The sequence below is a fragment of the Thermodesulfobacterium hveragerdense DSM 12571 genome, assembly GCF_000423845.1.
Lineage (GTDB): Bacteria > Desulfobacterota > Thermodesulfobacteria > Thermodesulfobacteriales > Thermodesulfobacteriaceae > Thermodesulfobacterium > Thermodesulfobacterium hveragerdense.
Window position 1 is genome coordinate 1 of record NZ_AUIT01000013.1, and the last position, 14,338, is coordinate 14,338.

At 39.3% G+C, this 14,338-nt stretch carries 30 protein-coding genes; all 30 read left to right on the forward strand.

What is annotated here, in order from left to right:
* The coding region (locus G580_RS0105390) for an EF-Tu C-terminal domain-related protein (protein ID WP_028841343.1) at positions 1 to 611 on the forward strand (611 nt) is incomplete at its 5' end.
* Between the two features lie 23 nt (positions 612 to 634).
* Positions 635 to 943 carry a 30S ribosomal protein S10 gene (gene rpsJ / locus G580_RS0105395; RefSeq protein ID WP_028841344.1) on the forward strand — a complete coding sequence of 103 codons (309 nt, stop codon included), beginning with the start codon at positions 635 to 637 and terminating at the stop codon, positions 941 to 943.
* 14 nt (positions 944 to 957) lie between these two features.
* Positions 958 to 1,593, forward strand: coding sequence for a 50S ribosomal protein L3 (rplC, locus tag G580_RS0105400; RefSeq protein WP_038041639.1), 636 nt, complete (start codon positions 958 to 960; stop codon positions 1,591 to 1,593).
* Positions 1,594 to 1,607: 14 nt separating this feature from the next.
* Positions 1,608 to 2,240 carry a 50S ribosomal protein L4 gene (gene rplD / locus G580_RS0105405; protein WP_051173133.1) on the forward strand — a complete coding sequence of 211 codons (633 nt, stop codon included), beginning with the start codon at positions 1,608 to 1,610 and terminating at the stop codon, positions 2,238 to 2,240.
* Between the two features lie 3 nt (positions 2,241 to 2,243).
* The gene (gene rplW / locus G580_RS0105410; RefSeq protein WP_028841347.1) at positions 2,244 to 2,534 is read left to right on the forward strand and encodes a 50S ribosomal protein L23; all 291 of its coding nucleotides are present in this window, start codon (positions 2,244 to 2,246) and stop codon (positions 2,532 to 2,534) included.
* Positions 2,535 to 2,547: 13 nt separating this feature from the next.
* On the forward strand, positions 2,548 to 3,369 hold the full coding sequence (gene rplB / locus G580_RS0105415) for a 50S ribosomal protein L2 (RefSeq protein WP_022855883.1): 822 nt from the start codon (positions 2,548 to 2,550) through the stop codon (positions 3,367 to 3,369).
* A gap of 22 nt (positions 3,370 to 3,391) precedes the next feature.
* Complete coding sequence (gene rpsS / locus G580_RS0105420; protein ID WP_022855884.1) at positions 3,392 to 3,682, forward strand: 30S ribosomal protein S19; 291 nt, start codon at positions 3,392 to 3,394, stop codon at positions 3,680 to 3,682.
* Positions 3,683 to 3,696: 14 nt separating this feature from the next.
* On the forward strand, positions 3,697 to 4,053 hold the full coding sequence (rplV, locus tag G580_RS0105425; protein WP_022855885.1) for a 50S ribosomal protein L22: 357 nt from the start codon (positions 3,697 to 3,699) through the stop codon (positions 4,051 to 4,053).
* Positions 4,054 to 4,056: 3 nt separating this feature from the next.
* Positions 4,057 to 4,719, forward strand: coding sequence for a 30S ribosomal protein S3 (gene rpsC / locus G580_RS0105430; protein WP_028841348.1), 663 nt, complete (start codon positions 4,057 to 4,059; stop codon positions 4,717 to 4,719).
* Between the two features lie 24 nt (positions 4,720 to 4,743).
* Positions 4,744 to 5,157, forward strand: coding sequence for a 50S ribosomal protein L16 (gene rplP / locus G580_RS0105435; RefSeq protein ID WP_028841349.1), 414 nt, complete (start codon positions 4,744 to 4,746; stop codon positions 5,155 to 5,157).
* On the forward strand, positions 5,157 to 5,354 hold the full coding sequence (gene rpmC, locus G580_RS0105440; protein ID WP_022855888.1) for a 50S ribosomal protein L29: 198 nt from the start codon (positions 5,157 to 5,159) through the stop codon (positions 5,352 to 5,354). Before rplP ends, rpmC begins: the two co-directional genes overlap by 1 nt.
* A 13-nt stretch (positions 5,355 to 5,367) precedes the next feature.
* The gene (gene rpsQ, locus G580_RS0105445; protein ID WP_022855889.1) at positions 5,368 to 5,652 is read left to right on the forward strand and encodes a 30S ribosomal protein S17; all 285 of its coding nucleotides are present in this window, start codon (positions 5,368 to 5,370) and stop codon (positions 5,650 to 5,652) included.
* 2 nt (positions 5,653 to 5,654) lie between these two features.
* On the forward strand, positions 5,655 to 6,023 hold the full coding sequence (rplN, locus tag G580_RS0105450; protein WP_022855890.1) for a 50S ribosomal protein L14: 369 nt from the start codon (positions 5,655 to 5,657) through the stop codon (positions 6,021 to 6,023).
* 13 nt (positions 6,024 to 6,036) lie between these two features.
* Positions 6,037 to 6,405, forward strand: a complete 369-nt coding sequence (gene rplX, locus G580_RS0105455; RefSeq protein WP_022855891.1) for a 50S ribosomal protein L24 — start codon at positions 6,037 to 6,039, stop codon at positions 6,403 to 6,405.
* Positions 6,406 to 6,408: 3 nt separating this feature from the next.
* Entirely contained in the window at positions 6,409 to 6,948 is a 540-nt protein-coding gene (rplE, locus tag G580_RS0105460) for a 50S ribosomal protein L5 (protein WP_028841352.1), read from the forward strand.
* Between the two features lie 6 nt (positions 6,949 to 6,954).
* Positions 6,955 to 7,140 carry a type Z 30S ribosomal protein S14 gene (locus tag G580_RS0105465; protein WP_028841353.1) on the forward strand — a complete coding sequence of 62 codons (186 nt, stop codon included), beginning with the start codon at positions 6,955 to 6,957 and terminating at the stop codon, positions 7,138 to 7,140.
* A 14-nt stretch (positions 7,141 to 7,154) separates the two neighbouring features.
* Positions 7,155 to 7,550, forward strand: coding sequence for a 30S ribosomal protein S8 (gene rpsH, locus G580_RS0105470; protein ID WP_028841354.1), 396 nt, complete (start codon positions 7,155 to 7,157; stop codon positions 7,548 to 7,550).
* A gap of 14 nt (positions 7,551 to 7,564) precedes the next feature.
* Entirely contained in the window at positions 7,565 to 8,152 is a 588-nt protein-coding gene (gene rplF, locus G580_RS0105475; RefSeq protein WP_028841355.1) for a 50S ribosomal protein L6, read from the forward strand.
* Positions 8,153 to 8,183: 31 nt separating this feature from the next.
* The gene (gene rplR, locus G580_RS0105480; RefSeq protein ID WP_028841356.1) at positions 8,184 to 8,564 is read left to right on the forward strand and encodes a 50S ribosomal protein L18; all 381 of its coding nucleotides are present in this window, start codon (positions 8,184 to 8,186) and stop codon (positions 8,562 to 8,564) included.
* A 14-nt stretch (positions 8,565 to 8,578) separates the two neighbouring features.
* Positions 8,579 to 9,082: a 30S ribosomal protein S5 gene (gene rpsE, locus G580_RS0105485; RefSeq protein WP_028841357.1), complete on the forward strand. Its 504-nt coding sequence runs from the start codon at positions 8,579 to 8,581 to the stop codon at positions 9,080 to 9,082.
* Entirely contained in the window at positions 9,079 to 9,264 is a 186-nt protein-coding gene (gene rpmD, locus G580_RS0105490) for a 50S ribosomal protein L30 (protein ID WP_028841358.1), read from the forward strand. The genes rpsE and rpmD overlap by 4 nt, the downstream gene beginning before the upstream one ends.
* A gap of 4 nt (positions 9,265 to 9,268) precedes the next feature.
* Positions 9,269 to 9,718: a 50S ribosomal protein L15 gene (gene rplO, locus G580_RS0105495; RefSeq protein WP_028841359.1), complete on the forward strand. Its 450-nt coding sequence runs from the start codon at positions 9,269 to 9,271 to the stop codon at positions 9,716 to 9,718.
* Positions 9,719 to 9,737: 19 nt separating this feature from the next.
* Complete coding sequence (gene secY / locus G580_RS0105500; protein WP_028841360.1) at positions 9,738 to 11,048, forward strand: preprotein translocase subunit SecY; 1,311 nt, start codon at positions 9,738 to 9,740, stop codon at positions 11,046 to 11,048.
* Between the two features lie 11 nt (positions 11,049 to 11,059).
* Positions 11,060 to 11,707 (forward strand): adenylate kinase, encoded by a 648-nt coding sequence (locus tag G580_RS0105505; protein ID WP_028841361.1) that lies wholly within the window; start codon positions 11,060 to 11,062, stop codon positions 11,705 to 11,707.
* A gap of 2 nt (positions 11,708 to 11,709) precedes the next feature.
* Entirely contained in the window at positions 11,710 to 12,483 is a 774-nt protein-coding gene (gene map / locus G580_RS0105510; RefSeq protein WP_028841362.1) for a type I methionyl aminopeptidase, read from the forward strand.
* A gap of 2 nt (positions 12,484 to 12,485) precedes the next feature.
* Positions 12,486 to 12,725, forward strand: a complete 240-nt coding sequence (infA, locus tag G580_RS0105515) for a translation initiation factor IF-1 (protein ID WP_028841363.1) — start codon at positions 12,486 to 12,488, stop codon at positions 12,723 to 12,725.
* A gap of 5 nt (positions 12,726 to 12,730) precedes the next feature.
* On the forward strand, positions 12,731 to 12,844 hold the full coding sequence (gene rpmJ / locus G580_RS0105520; RefSeq protein ID WP_022855904.1) for a 50S ribosomal protein L36: 114 nt from the start codon (positions 12,731 to 12,733) through the stop codon (positions 12,842 to 12,844).
* Between the two features lie 11 nt (positions 12,845 to 12,855).
* Positions 12,856 to 13,227: a 30S ribosomal protein S13 gene (gene rpsM / locus G580_RS0105525; RefSeq protein WP_028841364.1), complete on the forward strand. Its 372-nt coding sequence runs from the start codon at positions 12,856 to 12,858 to the stop codon at positions 13,225 to 13,227.
* 13 nt (positions 13,228 to 13,240) lie between these two features.
* Positions 13,241 to 13,621: a 30S ribosomal protein S11 gene (rpsK, locus tag G580_RS0105530; protein ID WP_028841365.1), complete on the forward strand. Its 381-nt coding sequence runs from the start codon at positions 13,241 to 13,243 to the stop codon at positions 13,619 to 13,621.
* A gap of 35 nt (positions 13,622 to 13,656) precedes the next feature.
* Positions 13,657 to 14,289: a 30S ribosomal protein S4 gene (gene rpsD / locus G580_RS0105535; protein WP_028841366.1), complete on the forward strand. Its 633-nt coding sequence runs from the start codon at positions 13,657 to 13,659 to the stop codon at positions 14,287 to 14,289.
* Positions 14,290 to 14,338: the final 49 nt, after the last annotated feature.

A 14,338-nucleotide genomic window follows, 5' to 3' on the forward strand; every position in this document is an offset into this window, starting at 1 on the left:
TGGTGAGAGCGATGGATGATTATATACCTGAGCCTGTGAGGGATGTAGACAAGCCGTTTTTGATGCCTGTTGAGGACGTATTTAGCATATCTGGAAGGGGGACGGTGGTAACGGGTAAGGTAGAGAGGGGAGTGCTTAAGCCTGGGGAGGAGGTTGAGATAGTAGGGCTTAGGCCTACGGTGAAGACGGTGGCTACGAGTTTGGAGATGTTTAGGAAGATATTGGATGAGGCGTTACCTGGTGATAACATAGGGGTGTTGTTGAGGGGTATAGGAAAGGATGAGGTAGAGAGGGGTCAGGTGTTGGCAAAGCCTGGTAGTATTAAGCCGCATACGAAGTTTAAGGCAGAGGTATATGTGTTGAAGAAGGAGGAGGGAGGGAGGCATACACCGTTTTTTAACGGGTACAGGCCTCAGTTTTATTTTAGGACAACAGACGTGACAGGTGTGGTGAAGTTACCAGACGGGGTTGAGATGGTGATGCCAGGTGACAATGTGGAGTTAGAGGTTGAGTTGATCAAGCCTGTTGCTTTGGAAGAGGGTTTGAGGTTTGCGATTAGAGAGGGTGGAAGGACAGTTGGTGCTGGCGTAGTAACTAAAATAATAGAATAAGGGAGTGTGAGGTTTAGAAGATGATACCCACACAGAAGATAAGAATAAAATTAAAAAGTTTTGATTACAGAGTTTTGGATAAGTCTGTGGCTAACATAGTGTCTACAGCTAAGGAGACAGGGGCTAAAGTGGTAGGTCCTATACCGCTACCTACTAAAATAAGTAGATGGACTGTGTTGAGGTCTCCACATATCGATAAAAATTCTCGAGAACAGTTTGAGATGAGAATACATAAAAGGCTTATCGAGATTTTAGAACCCACACAGCAAACCATCGATGCGTTGATGCAGTTGGAGTTACCTGCTGGTGTGGAAGTTGAAATAAAGGTGTAAGGGGAGTGTTGGCCATGAAGGTTGAAGGCTTGATAGGCAAAAAATTAGGGATGACAAGAGTTTTTGATGCCGACGGTAATGTGGTGCCTGTAACGGTAATTCAGGTGGGGCCTTGCGCAGTAGTTCAAGTTAAAACAGAAGAAAAGGATGGTTATAACGCAGTCCAGTTAGGGTTTGACCCTAAAAAACTAACTAAATTTACCTTGCCTATGATAGGGCATTTTTTGAAAGCTGGTTTAGATACAGGTTTTTATCTTTTGAAGGAGTTTAAAGTTGAAAATCCCCAAGAGTTTGTGCCTGGGCAGGTTTTAACCTTGTCTGATTTGGGTTTGGAGAAGGGTATAAAGGTAGATTTGGTTGGAATTACTAAGGGAAGAGGTTTTACCGGAACGATAAAGAGATGGAATTTTCAACGTCAACCTATGAGTCATGGTGCCAAAAAGGTTCATCGTAAAAGAGGTTCAAGTGGTGCTAACACTTTCCCAGGAAGGGTAATTAAAGGGAAAAAGATGGCAGGTCATTATGGAGTTGAAAGAGTTACGATAAAAAACCTTACCGTAGTTGATATAGACCCTGAAAAAAACCTCCTTTTAGTAAAGGGTGGTGTTCCTGGATGGAACAATGGATATGTAATGGTTTATTTTAAATAAAGGGGAGTTAAGAGATGGAGGCTATAAAAGCTAAAGTAATCGACGCCAGTGCTAAGATAGTAGGAGAGATGGATCTGCCTCTTGATATTTATGGTGTCTATCCTAAGGAAGGGATTTTGCATGAGATAGTGAGATGGCAAATGGCGAGATGGAGGGCTGGTACAGCTTGTACCAAGACAAGGGGAGAGGTAAGAGGAGGCGGTAGGAAACCTTGGCCTCAAAAACATACTGGAAGGGCACGTCAGGGTTCTATCAGAGCTCCTCAATGGGTTGGTGGTGGTATAGTACATGGTCCTAAGCCAAGAAGTTATGAATTTAAGTTAAACAAAAAGGTTAGAAGATTAGGATTAAAAATGGCTCTTTCTTCAAGGGCTTTGACAAATAGAATCTTTGTAGCAGAAGGTTTTCCTGTGGCTGAACAACCTAAAACCAAGCTTCTTAAGTCTTATTTAGAGACGTTAGGGATCAATGAGGCACTTATCATAGTTCCTGAAAGAAATTTGACCTTAGAAAAAAGTGCTTCTAATCTTCCTAAAGTTAAGGTATTGGCCGTTGAAGGATTAAACGTTTATGATATCTTAAATCACGAAAACTTGATAGTTTCTAAGGAAGCCTTAGATAAAATAGAGGAACGTTTAAGGAGATAGAAAATGAGGGACCCAAGAAAGATTATCTTAGTTCCTATCATTAATGAAAAGTCTATGTTTTTAAAAGAAAGAAATAATCAGGTTTCTTTTTGGGTAGATCCAGCGGCTAACAAGATAGAAATAAAACAGGCAGTAGAAAAACTGTTTGATGTAAAGGTAGTAGACGTGCAAACGATAAGGGTAAAAGGAAAACCTAAGGGTGGATATAGAAATCCTGGAAAAACATCGTTAAGAAAAAAGGCCATAGTCAGGCTTCAGCCTGGGCAGACGATAGAATTTTTTGAAACCATATAAGAGGTGATAAGAGATGCCTATAAAGAAGTGTAAGCCTACCTCTCCTGGTAGAAGGTTCCAGACCTATTTGGTTAACCCAGAACTTACCAAAAAAGAGCCAGAAAAATCTTTAGTTGAGCCTTTAAAGAAGTCAGGTGGGAGAAACAATTATGGAAGGGTTACCATAAGGTTTAGAGGAGGAGGGCATAAAAGGCTTTATCGTATCATAGATTTTAAAAGGGATAAGGATAATGTACCAGCTAAGGTGGTTGCTTTAGAGTATGATCCTAATAGGTCTGCTAATATAGCTTTGTTGCAGTATGCAGACGGAGAAAAGAGATATATCATAGCACCTGTGGGTCTTAAAGTAGGTGATGTGGTGATGTCTGGAGATAGTGTAGAGATTAAGGTAGGGAATGCTTTATTTCTTAAAAACATTCCTGTAGGTACTATGGTGCATAATGTAGAACTTAGGCCTAAAAAAGGCGGGCAATTAGCTAGAAGTGCTGGATCTTTTGCTCAAGTTCTTGGAAAAGAAGGTGATTATGTGATTTTAAGGTTGCCCTCTGGTGAGATAAGAAAAGTCCATGGGAATTGCAAGGCTACCATCGGTCAAGTAGGGAATCTTGAATGGGAAAACGTGATGCTTGGTAAGGCAGGAAGGTTGAGATGGCTTGGTAGAAAGCCTCATGTACGTGGTATAGCCATGAATCCTGTAGATCATCCTCTTGGTGGTGGAGAAGGAAGGTCTCATGGTGGAAGACATCCTTGTTCTCCTTGGGGATGGTTATGTAAAGGTCGTAAGACCCGTAAGAAAAAGGCATCTGATAAGTTTATACTTAGAAGAAAGGGTTAATTAGTTAGGAGGTGCTTTAAAAATGCCAAGGTCTAAGAAAAAAGGTCCTTTTGTGGACGACCATTTATTAAAAAAGGTTTTGGCAGCAAGAGAAACAGGAGATAAAAAACCTATAAAGACTTGGAGTAGAAGGTCTACTATCGTTCCTGAAATGGTAGGGTTGACCTTTGCGGTTCATAATGGACATAAGTTTATACCGGTTTATGTAACGGAAAACATGGTTGGACATAAGTTGGGTGAGTTTGCTCCTACCAGAACCTATAAAGGACATCCTGCAGATAAGGGAAAAGTAAAAGGAGTAAAGAAGAAATAAAAAGGAGATAGGATATGAAGGCTCGAGCTACTGCGAAATATGTTTTGATTTCTCCTTATAAGGCAAGGTTGGTAGTAGATTTAATAAGAGGAAAAAAGATAGATGAGGCTCTAAACATTTTAGCCTTTACCCCCAAAAAAGCAGCAAGAATTGTTAAGAAAGTTTTGGAGAGTGCTATAGCTAATGCAGAAAACAACTACGGTATGGATGTGGATAAACTTTATGTGGCAGAGGCCTACGTAAATGAAGGTCCTCGTCTTAAAAGGATTTGGCCAAGGGCATGGGGGAGGGCAAGTAGGATCTTAAGAAGGATGAGCCATATTACGGTGGTGGTAGAAGAAAAAGAAGAAAAAAGTAAAAAGAGGAGGTAAGCCTTGGGGCAGAAAGTTAATCCTATTGGGTTGAGAATCGGTATTACCAGAACTTGGGATTCTCGTTGGGTTGCTAAACCTTCAGAATTTCCTAAATACGTATATGAGGATTATTTGATAAGAAAATTTTTGAAAGAGAAATACTTTCATGCTGGGATATCTAAGATTGATATAGAGAGGGCAGCTAACAAGGTTAGGGTGATTATCTATTCGGCTCGTCCAGGAATAGTGATAGGTAAGAAAGGCGCTGAGATAGAAAAGATAAAAAATGAGTTAGGGAAGTTAATCAAGGAAAGAGAGTTTGAAGTTTTGGTGAACGAGGTTAGGAGACCAGAGCTTGAAGCCCAGTTGGTAGCAGAAAACATAGCTACCCAAATAGAAAGAAGGGTTTCTTTTAGAAGGGCGATGAAAAGAGCTGTTTCTTTGGTGATGCGTTTTGGGGCTCAGGGGGTTAAAGTTCAGTGTTCTGGAAGACTTGGAGGTGCTGAAATAGCGAGGAGTGAATGGTATAGGGTTGGAAGAGTTCCTCTTTCTACTTTAAGGGCTGACATAGACTACGGTTTTGCTACCGCAGTAACCAAATATGGAAGTATAGGGGTAAAGGTTTGGGTTTTTAAAGGAGAAGTTTTACCTGAAAAAGAAGGGCAGGAAAGGTTAGTTATCTAAAAAATATAGGGGTGAGAAGACATGTTGCTCCAACCTAAAAAAACTAAATACAGGAAGCAACAAAAAGGAAGGGTTAGAGGAAAGGCCACCAGTGGGCATACGGTTGAGTTTGGAGAATATGGGTTAAAGGTGCTTGAAGGTGGTTGGTTGACTGCAAGACAGATAGAGGCAGGCCGTGTAGCTATAGTCAGGGTAGCAAAAAAGGGAGCTAAGGTTTGGATCAGGGTTTTTCCAGACAAACCGATTACCAAAAAACCTGCAGAAACCCGTATGGGAAAGGGTAAAGGAGCTGTGGAAGAGTGGGTAGCTGTAGTTAAGCCAGGTAAGATTATATATGAGATAGCAGGTGTTCCCGAAGAGGTGGCTAAAGAAGCTTTAAGAATGGCTGCCAGTAAGATGCCTTTTAAATGTAAAATAGTTAGTAGGGAGGAGTTTTAATGAAGGCCCGTGATTTGAGGGAGTTGTCCATCCCTGAGTTAAAAGAAAAGTTGGCAAGCTTAAGAGAAGAGCTTTTTAATCTCAGGTTTCAGAAAACCATTTACAAACTTGAAAACCCTATGAGAATTAGACAGGTTAAAAGAGATATTGCCAAAGTTTTGACAGTTATAAGAGAAAAAGAACTTAACATACGATAGGGTGAGGATGGATATGAGTGGAAAAAAAAGTTTTATAGGGACGGTGGTCAGTGATAAGATGGATAAGACCGTAGTAGTCATGGTAGAGACCTTGGTAAAGCATCCCCTTTACGGGAAATACATCAAAAGAAGAAAGAAATATATGGCCCACGATGAAAATAACGAATGTAAGATAGGTGATAAGGTTTTGATCGAAGAGACAAGGCCCCTTTCTCGTAGAAAAAGATGGAGGGTAAGAGAGATCATAGAGAAGGCCAAAGTGTTAGAGGTTAAAGAGGATTTAGAAGGGGGTGAATAAGAATGATTCAGCAGCAGACTTATTTAAACGTAGCTGATAATTCTGGGGCTAAAAAGATAATGTGTATAAGGGTTTTAGGTGGTTCTCACAGGAAGTATGGAAGTGTGGGTGATATCATAGTTGCTTCAGTAAAAGAAGCTATTCCTAATTCAAAAGTAAAAGAGGGAGATGTAGTTAAAGCTGTGATTGTTAGAACAAAAAAAGAAGTTGCAAGACCAGACGGAACTCACATAAGGTTTGACGAAAACGCAGCTGTTTTAATCAATCAGTATAAAGAGCCGATAGGGACTCGTATTTTTGGACCTGTAGCCAGAGAACTTAGGGCTAAAGGTTTTATGAAAATCATTTCTTTAGCCCCTGAAGTTATATAAAAGGAGTTTAACCATGATAAAGCGCGGGATAAATAAAAAAGCACCTAAACCTCATGAAGTTAAATTACACGTAAGAAAAAACGATATGGTAGTTGTTATAGCAGGTAAGGATAAAGGAAAGATAGGGAAAGTTTTAAAGGTATTCCCGAGGAAAGGAAGGGCTGTGGTTGAAGGAGTTAATTTAGTTAAGAGACATATGAAGCCTACTCCTTACAGCAGTGGGGGTATAGTTGAAAAACCAGCACCTGTACATATTTCTAACTTGATGGTTTATTGTCCTAAATGTAAAAAGGGTGTAAAGATAGGTCGAAAGTTTTTAGAAGATGGAACCAAGGTTAGATTTTGTAAAAAATGTGGAGAAATCATCGAGGTGAAGGAGTAAGACATGAGCTGGTTAAAAGATTATTACAAAAATGAAGTGATCTCAAGATTAAGAGAAAGGTTTGGATATAAAAACATCCATCAGGTGCCCAAATTAGAAAAAATAAGTGTTAACATGGGGTTAAACGAGGCGGTGGCTAACCCTAAGATTATAGACCAGGCTATGGTAGAGTTAGCTCAACTTACTGGTCAAAAGCCCAAGGTGTGTAAGGCGAGGAAATCGATAGCAGGGTTTAAGTTAAGAAAAGGTATGCCTATAGGGGTTATGGTAACCCTGAGAGGCGACAGAATGTACGATTTTCTCACCAGAGTTATAAACATTGCTTTGCCCAGGACCAAGGATTTTAAAGGTCTTTCTAAGTCTGGTTTTGATGGAAGAGGTAATTATACTTTTGGTATAAACGACCATACGATTTTCCCTGAGATTGACAGCAGTAAAGTAGACAAGATTAAAGGTTTAAGTATAACCATCGTTACCACAGCCAAAACCGATGAAGAGGCTTATGCTTTACTAAAAGAGTTGGGAATGCCATTTAGGGGGTAATTTTATATGCCAAGAAAAGCTCAAAGAGAAAAAGCGAAAAGAAAGCCCAAGTTTCAGGTTCGTCACAGAAATAGATGTTCTGTTTGTGGACGTGCCAGGGCCTATATAAGAAGGTTTGGGCTTTGTAGGATGTGTTTCAGAAAGTTGGCTTCAGAGGCTAAAATCCCTGGGGTTAGGAAAGCTAGCTGGTAAGGAGGAAAAGAGGTATGATGACAGACCCTATAGCAGATATGCTAACCAGGATAAAAAATGCTCTTCAGAGCAGGCAAAAAACGGTGGTTGTCCCGTCTTCTAAAATCAAGCTTGCAATCTTGAAAATATTGAAAGAAGAGGGATATATAGAGGATTTTATCTATCATGATGAAAAACCTCAGGGCAAGATAGAGATCGTCTTAAAGTATGACGAGTTGAAAAGACCGGTTATTTCTGGTATAAAGAGGGTAAGCAAACCAGGGAGAAGAATATATAGAGGATACAAAGATTTACCCAGAGTTTTGGACGGACTTGGGATTGCTATAGTTTCAACCTCTCAAGGCATTATGACAGATCATCAGGCAAGACGCCTTAAGGTAGGCGGCGAAGTTATTTGTGAAATTTGGTAAAGGGGTGACTGGTTATGGGAGAAGTTTCTCGTGTAGGAAGAAAACCAATAAAGATTCCCAATGGAGTAAAGTTTTATTTAAAAGAAGACGGTTTTATGGTAGCTGAAGGACCTAAAGGAAGGCTTGAAAAAAAGCTTCCTCCATTGGTTAAGGTAGTGGTAGAAGGAGACACGATAATAGTGCAGCAGGATGAGGTAAGAAAAAAATTAAAAAACAAGGCCAAAGCCTTTCAAGGTTTAACCAGGGCTTTGATTAACAACATGGTAATAGGGGTTACTCAAGGTTTCCAAAGAGCTTTAGATATCGTAGGTTTGGGATATAAAGCTGAGGTCAAGGGAGAGGAGATAGTTTTTAGTTTGGGATATTCTCATCCGATAAATTTTAAACTTCCCAAAGGTATTACAGCTAAGGCAGAAAGAGGTACAGGAGAAGTACAGGTTAGGTTAACTTTAGAGGGTATAGATAAAGAGTTGTTAGGTCAAGTGGCTGCAAACATTAGAAAGCTAAGACCACCTGAGCCATATAAAGGAAAAGGTATTAGGTATGCTGATGAGGTTATTTACAGAAAGGCTGGTAAATCTGGTAAAGGTGGTAAAAAGTAAAACCTTTAGGGAGAGGTAATCCATGGCAGAGTTGAGAAAAAGAGAAAAAAAGGTTGAAGCAAGGTTAAAAAGAAAAAAAAGGGTAAGAAAAAAAGTCTTTGGTACTCCTGAAAGACCAAGGCTTAGTGTATATAAAAGTTTAAAAAATATTTATGTTCAAATCATAGATGATGTTACAGGACATACTTTAGTAGCAGCTTCTTCTCTTTCCCCAGAGATAAGGGAAAAAATAGCTGAGCTTAGATCTGAGGGTGGAAAGATAGAAGTAGCTAAAGCGGTAGGAGAGCTTATAGCCAAAAAGGCTTTAGAAAAAGGGATTACTAAGGTGGTTTTTGACAGAGGTGGTTTTAAATACCACGGAAGAATTAAAGCCCTTGCTGATGCAGCCAGAGCTGCAGGCTTACAATTCTAAAAGGAGGGAAGGCTTTGGTTAGAGGCACTGAAGAATTTGTAGAAAAAATAATACAGATAAGTCGAGTTACTAAGGTAACCAAGGGTGGTAAAAAACTTAGGTTTTCCGCTTTGGTGATAGTCGGAGACGGAAAAGGTAGGGTAGGCTATGGGTTAGGAAAGGCCCCTGAGGTGCCTGATGCTATAAGGAAAGCTATAGAAAAAGCCAAGAAAAGTTTGATTCAAGTACCTATCATAGGAGGAACTATCCCTCATTCTATCGCAACCAAGTTTGGGGCAAGTACTATTCTTTTAAAACCTGCTAAACCAGGTACAGGAGTTATCGCAGGTGGTACAGTGCGTGCTATCATGGATGCGGTAGGCATTACAGATGTGGTTACCAAATGTATAGGAAGTAGTAATCCTCATAATTTGGTTAAGGCTACTTTTAGGGCGCTTTCACAGCTTCAAGGTTTAGATTATGTGGCTAAGAAAAGAGGAAAAACCTTTGAAGACCTAAAGAGGGAGATGAGGGTATGAAAAAGCTTAAGATTACCTTAGTTAGAAGCAAGTATGGAAGGACACCTAATCAAAGAGAAAATTTGAAAGGATTAGGTTTAAAAAAGATAGGTCAGACTGTTTTGAGAGAAGATACTCCCATGATAAGGGGTATGATAAAAAAAGTAAGCCATTTAGTTAAGGTGGAGGAAGTCGATGAATAAGGTTATAGACTTAGAAGAGTTAAAACCCCTTGCTGGTTCAAAACATAGAGAAAAAAGGGTAGGAAGAGGACATGGTTCTGGCCATGGTAAGACCTCTTGTAAGGGACATAAAGGGCAGAAGGCTCGTAGAGGTTTAGAGATTCATCCTTGGTTTGAGGGTGGTCAGACTTCTTTAATCAGAAGGGTTCCTAAGAGAGGTTTTAATAACGTATTCAAAAAAGAGTATGAAGTGGTAAACGTAAAAGATTTAGCAGAAAGGTTTGAGGCTAACGCAGTGGTAGATTTAGAGAGTTTACGATTAAAGGGATTGTTAAAAGGAAAAAACAAGTTGGTTAAACTTTTGGGCGACGGAGAGATAGACAAGGCTTTGACAATTAAAGTGCATGCGGTTTCTAAAACTGCTAAAGAAAAGATTGAAAAGGCAGGCGGCAAGGTAGAGATAGTTAAGGCATAGTTTTTGGAGATAAGCGGTAGTGAACGGAAGAGAAAATCTTTTAAGTTTAGCTAATATTCCTGAGTTAAAAAAGAGACTTTTTTATCTTTTTTTAGGTTTAGCTATTTATAGATTTTCTATTCATATACCTACTCCAGGTATCAACGGTGAGGCATTTTTAAGTCTTTTTCAGCAGGCAGGTGGGACTATCTTTGGTTTTATGGATATTTTTTCTGGAGGTGCTTTAAGAAGGTTTTCTATTTGTGCTCTTGGTGTGATGCCTTATATCAGTGCTTCGATCATCTTGCAACTCATGACTGTGGTCTATCCTACGATAAAAGAACTTTATAAAGAAGGCCCAGAAGGAAAAAGAAAGATAGCTTATTATACCAGATATTTAACAGTTCTTATATGTTTAATACAGGGATTTGGTATAGCTATAGGTTTGGAACGAATGACCGCTCCTAACGGTGTTCCTATCGTTTCTGACCCAGGGTGGAGTTTTAGGATAATTACAACGGTTAGTTTAACGGCTGGAACGATGTTTTTGGTATGGTTAGGTGAACAGATGACAGAGCATGGGATCGGAAATGGAATTTCTATGATAATATTTTCAGGTATTGTAGCCGGTATCTTCCCAGCTATCTCAAGGACGATAAAGTTTGTCCAAACAGGTGAGTTTTCAGTGTTTTATCTTCTTTTAATTTTAGTGTTGTTAATAGGAATTTTGGCTTTTACGTGTTTTATGGAGATTTCTCAAAGAAGGATCCCTATCCATTATGCACGAAGACAGGTAGGAAGACAGGTAGTAGGTGGTCAAACAAGCTATTTACCTTTAAAAATAAACACCGCAGGGGTTATTCCTCCTATTTTTGCTTCAGCAATTTTAATGTTTCCTGCTACATTAGCCAGTTTTGTTCCTATTGCTGCGTTTAAACAGGCAAGTGACTTTTTAAGTCCTGGGGCTATTCTTTATGAGGCTATTTTTGCTGCATTGATTATCTTTTTTTGCTATTTTTATACTGCAGTGGTTTTTAATCCTAAAGAGGTGGCTGACAATCTTAAGAAATGGGGTGGTTTTATTCCAGGGATAAGGCCAGGTAAGGCTACTGAGGAATTTTTAGACAAGGTGCTTAACAGGATTACGTTTATAGGTGCGCTTTATGTAGCTTTTATTTGTGTTATTCCCAGTTTTTTTATTACTAAGCTAAACCTTCCTTTTTATTTTGGAGGTACCTCTTTGCTGATTGTGGTAGGAGTAGCTTTAGATATTATGGGACAGATAGAGGCTCATCTTATTTCCAGGCAGTATGAAAGTTTTATCAAACAAAGCAAACTAAAAATTAAATAAGGGGGTGGGGTATGAACATAGTTTTTTTAGGACCACCAGGAGCTGGTAAGGGAACTCAGGCTAAGATTTTGGTAGAAAAGTATAATATTCCTCAGATCTCTACAGGAGACATGTTGAGAGAACATGTAGCTAAAGGCACAGAGTTAGGGTTAAAAGCTAAGGAATATATGGAAAAAGGACAGCTTGTTCCTGATGAGGTTATCCTTGGGATGGTTAAAGAACGTCTTAGTCAACCTGACGCTCAAAAAGGATTTATTTTAGATGGATTTCCAAGAACAGTTGCTCAAGCTGAAGCCTTAGATAAAATGTTAGAAGAAATGGGGAGAAAGCTTGAAGTAGCTTTAGCTTTGATAGTACCTGATGAAGAGCTTGTCCTTAGGCTTACCGGCAGAAGAACTTGTAAAAATTGTGGAATGATGTATCATATAAAATTTAAACCTCCCAAAGTAGAAGGTAAATGTGATGCTTGTGGAGGAGAGCTTTATCAAAGAGCAGACGATAACGAAGAGACTGTAAGAAATAGGTTAAAGGTTTACCATGAGTCCACAGCACCCCTTATTGAGTATTATAAAGGTAAAGGTATCTTAGCTGAGATCGACGGAAGCAAGAGTATAGAAGAGATAACCCAACAAATTATAAATATTTTAGAAAAGAAATAAAATTGTATAATTCTTATCTTAAAAAAAGAGCGATACTTAAGACCCAGGCAGAGATAGAACTTTTACGTAAGGCTAATGCTATAGTAATGGAGGTTCTTCTCAGGCTAAAAGAGGAGGTAAAGCCTGGGGTTAGTGCCTGGGAGTTTGAAGAGTTAGCTCTAAGGCTTTGTGAAAAGAAAGGAGTAAAACCAGCTTTTAAAGGGTATAGGGGATATCCCTATGCCCTTTGTGTATCTATAAACGAAGAAATAGTGCATGGTATGCCTAAGAAAGAAAAGGTTTTAAAGGAAGGAGATTTGGTGAGTTTTGATTTTGGTGTAATTTATGAAGGTTATGTAGGGGATGCTGCTTTGACTGTTGGTGTGGGAAGGGTTTCGGAAAAAGCAGAAAGGTTGATGAAGGTTACACAAGAGGCCCTTTATAAGGGTATTGAAAAAGCTCATTTTGGTAATAAAATAGGAGACATCTCTTTTGCTATTCAATCCTATGTAGAAAGGCATGGGTTTAATGTTATAAAAGAATTTGTTGGCCATGGAGTAGGAAGAAGTTTGCATGAGCCTCCAGAGGTGCCTAATTGGGGAAGGCCAGGAAGGGGGCCAAAAATTGAGGTAGGAATGGTTTTAGCGATAGAGCCTATGGTTTCTGCAGGAGATCCGAGGGTAGAGATTTTGGTGGATGGTTGGACTGCGGTAACTAAAGACAGAAGTTTGGCAGCCCATTTTGAACATTCTATAGCTGTAACCCCTAAGGGACCAGAAATTTTATCAAAGGTGTAGTTATGGCAAAAGATGATGTAATTCTTTTCGAAGGAAAGGTGATAGAACCTCTTCCTAATGCAATGTTTAGGGTTGAGTTAGAGACAGGTAATAGAATTTTGGCTCATATTTCTGGGAAGATGAGGATGCATTACATTAGAATTTTGCCTGGAGATACAGTAGTAGTAGAATTGTCTCCTTATGATTTGACAAGGGGTAGGATAGTTTATAGAGGTAGTTTAAAAGATTATAAAGGGGGTTAGTGTTTATGAAGGTTAGTCCTTCGGTTAAAAAAAGGTGTAGAAAATGTAAGATCATAAAGAGAAAGGGTGTGGTAAGGGTAATTTGTGAGATACCTAAGCATAAACAAAGGCAAGGTTAGGAGGAAAGATTATGCCCAAGATCGCTGGAGTTGACATTCCAGAAAACAAGCCTATAGAGGTTGCGCTTACGTATATTTATGGTGTAGGAAGAACTTTGGCTCAAAAAGCCTGTACTAAGGCTGGGATAGACTGGTTTAGAAAGGTAAGAGATCTTTCTGAAGAAGAGATTAACCGTTTAAGACAGATTGTTGAAAAGGAGTATGTGGTAGAAGGAGATCTGAGAAAAGAGGTAAGACAGAACATTCAGAGGCTTATGGCCATAGGTTGTTATAGAGGATTGAGGCATAAGATGGGGCTTCCTGTAAGGGGACAAAAGACAAGGTCCAATGCCAGGACGAGAAAGGGTCCCAGACCAGGTTCCTTAAGAAAGAAGAAGAAATAAGGAGGGATAGAAGGTGGCTAAACCTAAAAAGAAAAAGATTAAAAAGTCTGTGGCAGAGGGTATAATACATATTCATTCTACTTTCAACAATACCATCATCACAATAACAGACAAACAGGGAAATGTTCTTTCTTGGGCCAGTGGTGGAACAGAAGGTTTTAAGGGAACGAGAAAGGGAACACCTTTTGCTGCTCAACTGGCTATGCAGTCAGCCTTAAAGAAGGCTCAACCTTATGGTTTAAAAGAGGTTTGGGTGTATGTAAAGGGTCCTGGTCCAGGGAGAGAGGCTGCTTTAAGGGCTTTGCAAGGATCTGGGCTTAGGGTAACTCTTATAAAAGATGTTACTCCCATACCTCATGATGGATGTCGTCCACCTAAGAGAAGAAGGGTCTAAGGATATAAAAAAGAAAGTTAAGGAGGTTAGGTAAGGTGGCTAGATATACTGAAGCAAGATGCAGGCTTTGTAGAAGAGAAGGTATGAAGCTTTTTTTAAAAGGAGATAGATGTTATACAGATAAATGTGCTTTTGAAAGAAGGAGTTATCCTCCTGGGCAACATGGACCTCAGCAGGTGAGGGTAAAACTTTCAGACTATGGAATCCGTTTAAGGGAAAAACAAAAAGTAAAGAGAATTTATGGTATTTCTGAGAAGCAGATGAGGATGTATTATGAAAGGGCAACTAAAATGCCTGGTCAGGCAGGTCATAATCTTCTTCAGTTGTTAGAAAGAAGGTTGGATAATGTAATCTATCGCTTAGGTTTTGCATCTTCAAGAAATCAGGCAAGACAATATGTAAATCATGGATTTTTTAAGGTGAACGGAAGAAATGTAGATATTCCTTCTTATTTGGTAAAGCCGGGAGACGTGATCGAGCTTAAAGAAAAATATAGAAACAATCCTCAGGTTTTAGAAAGTTTAGAGACGGTTATCAGAAGAGGAGTCCCTTCTTGGCTTGAGTTGGATGCCGAAGGTTTTAAAGGTGTCGTTAAAGGGTTACCTACTCGAGATGAAATTACCATGCCTATTCAGGAAAGCTACATAATTGAGTTTTACGCTAGGTAAACTTCAGGTTTATAAGGTGGTAAGACTATAAAAATAAAAGAGGTAAAAG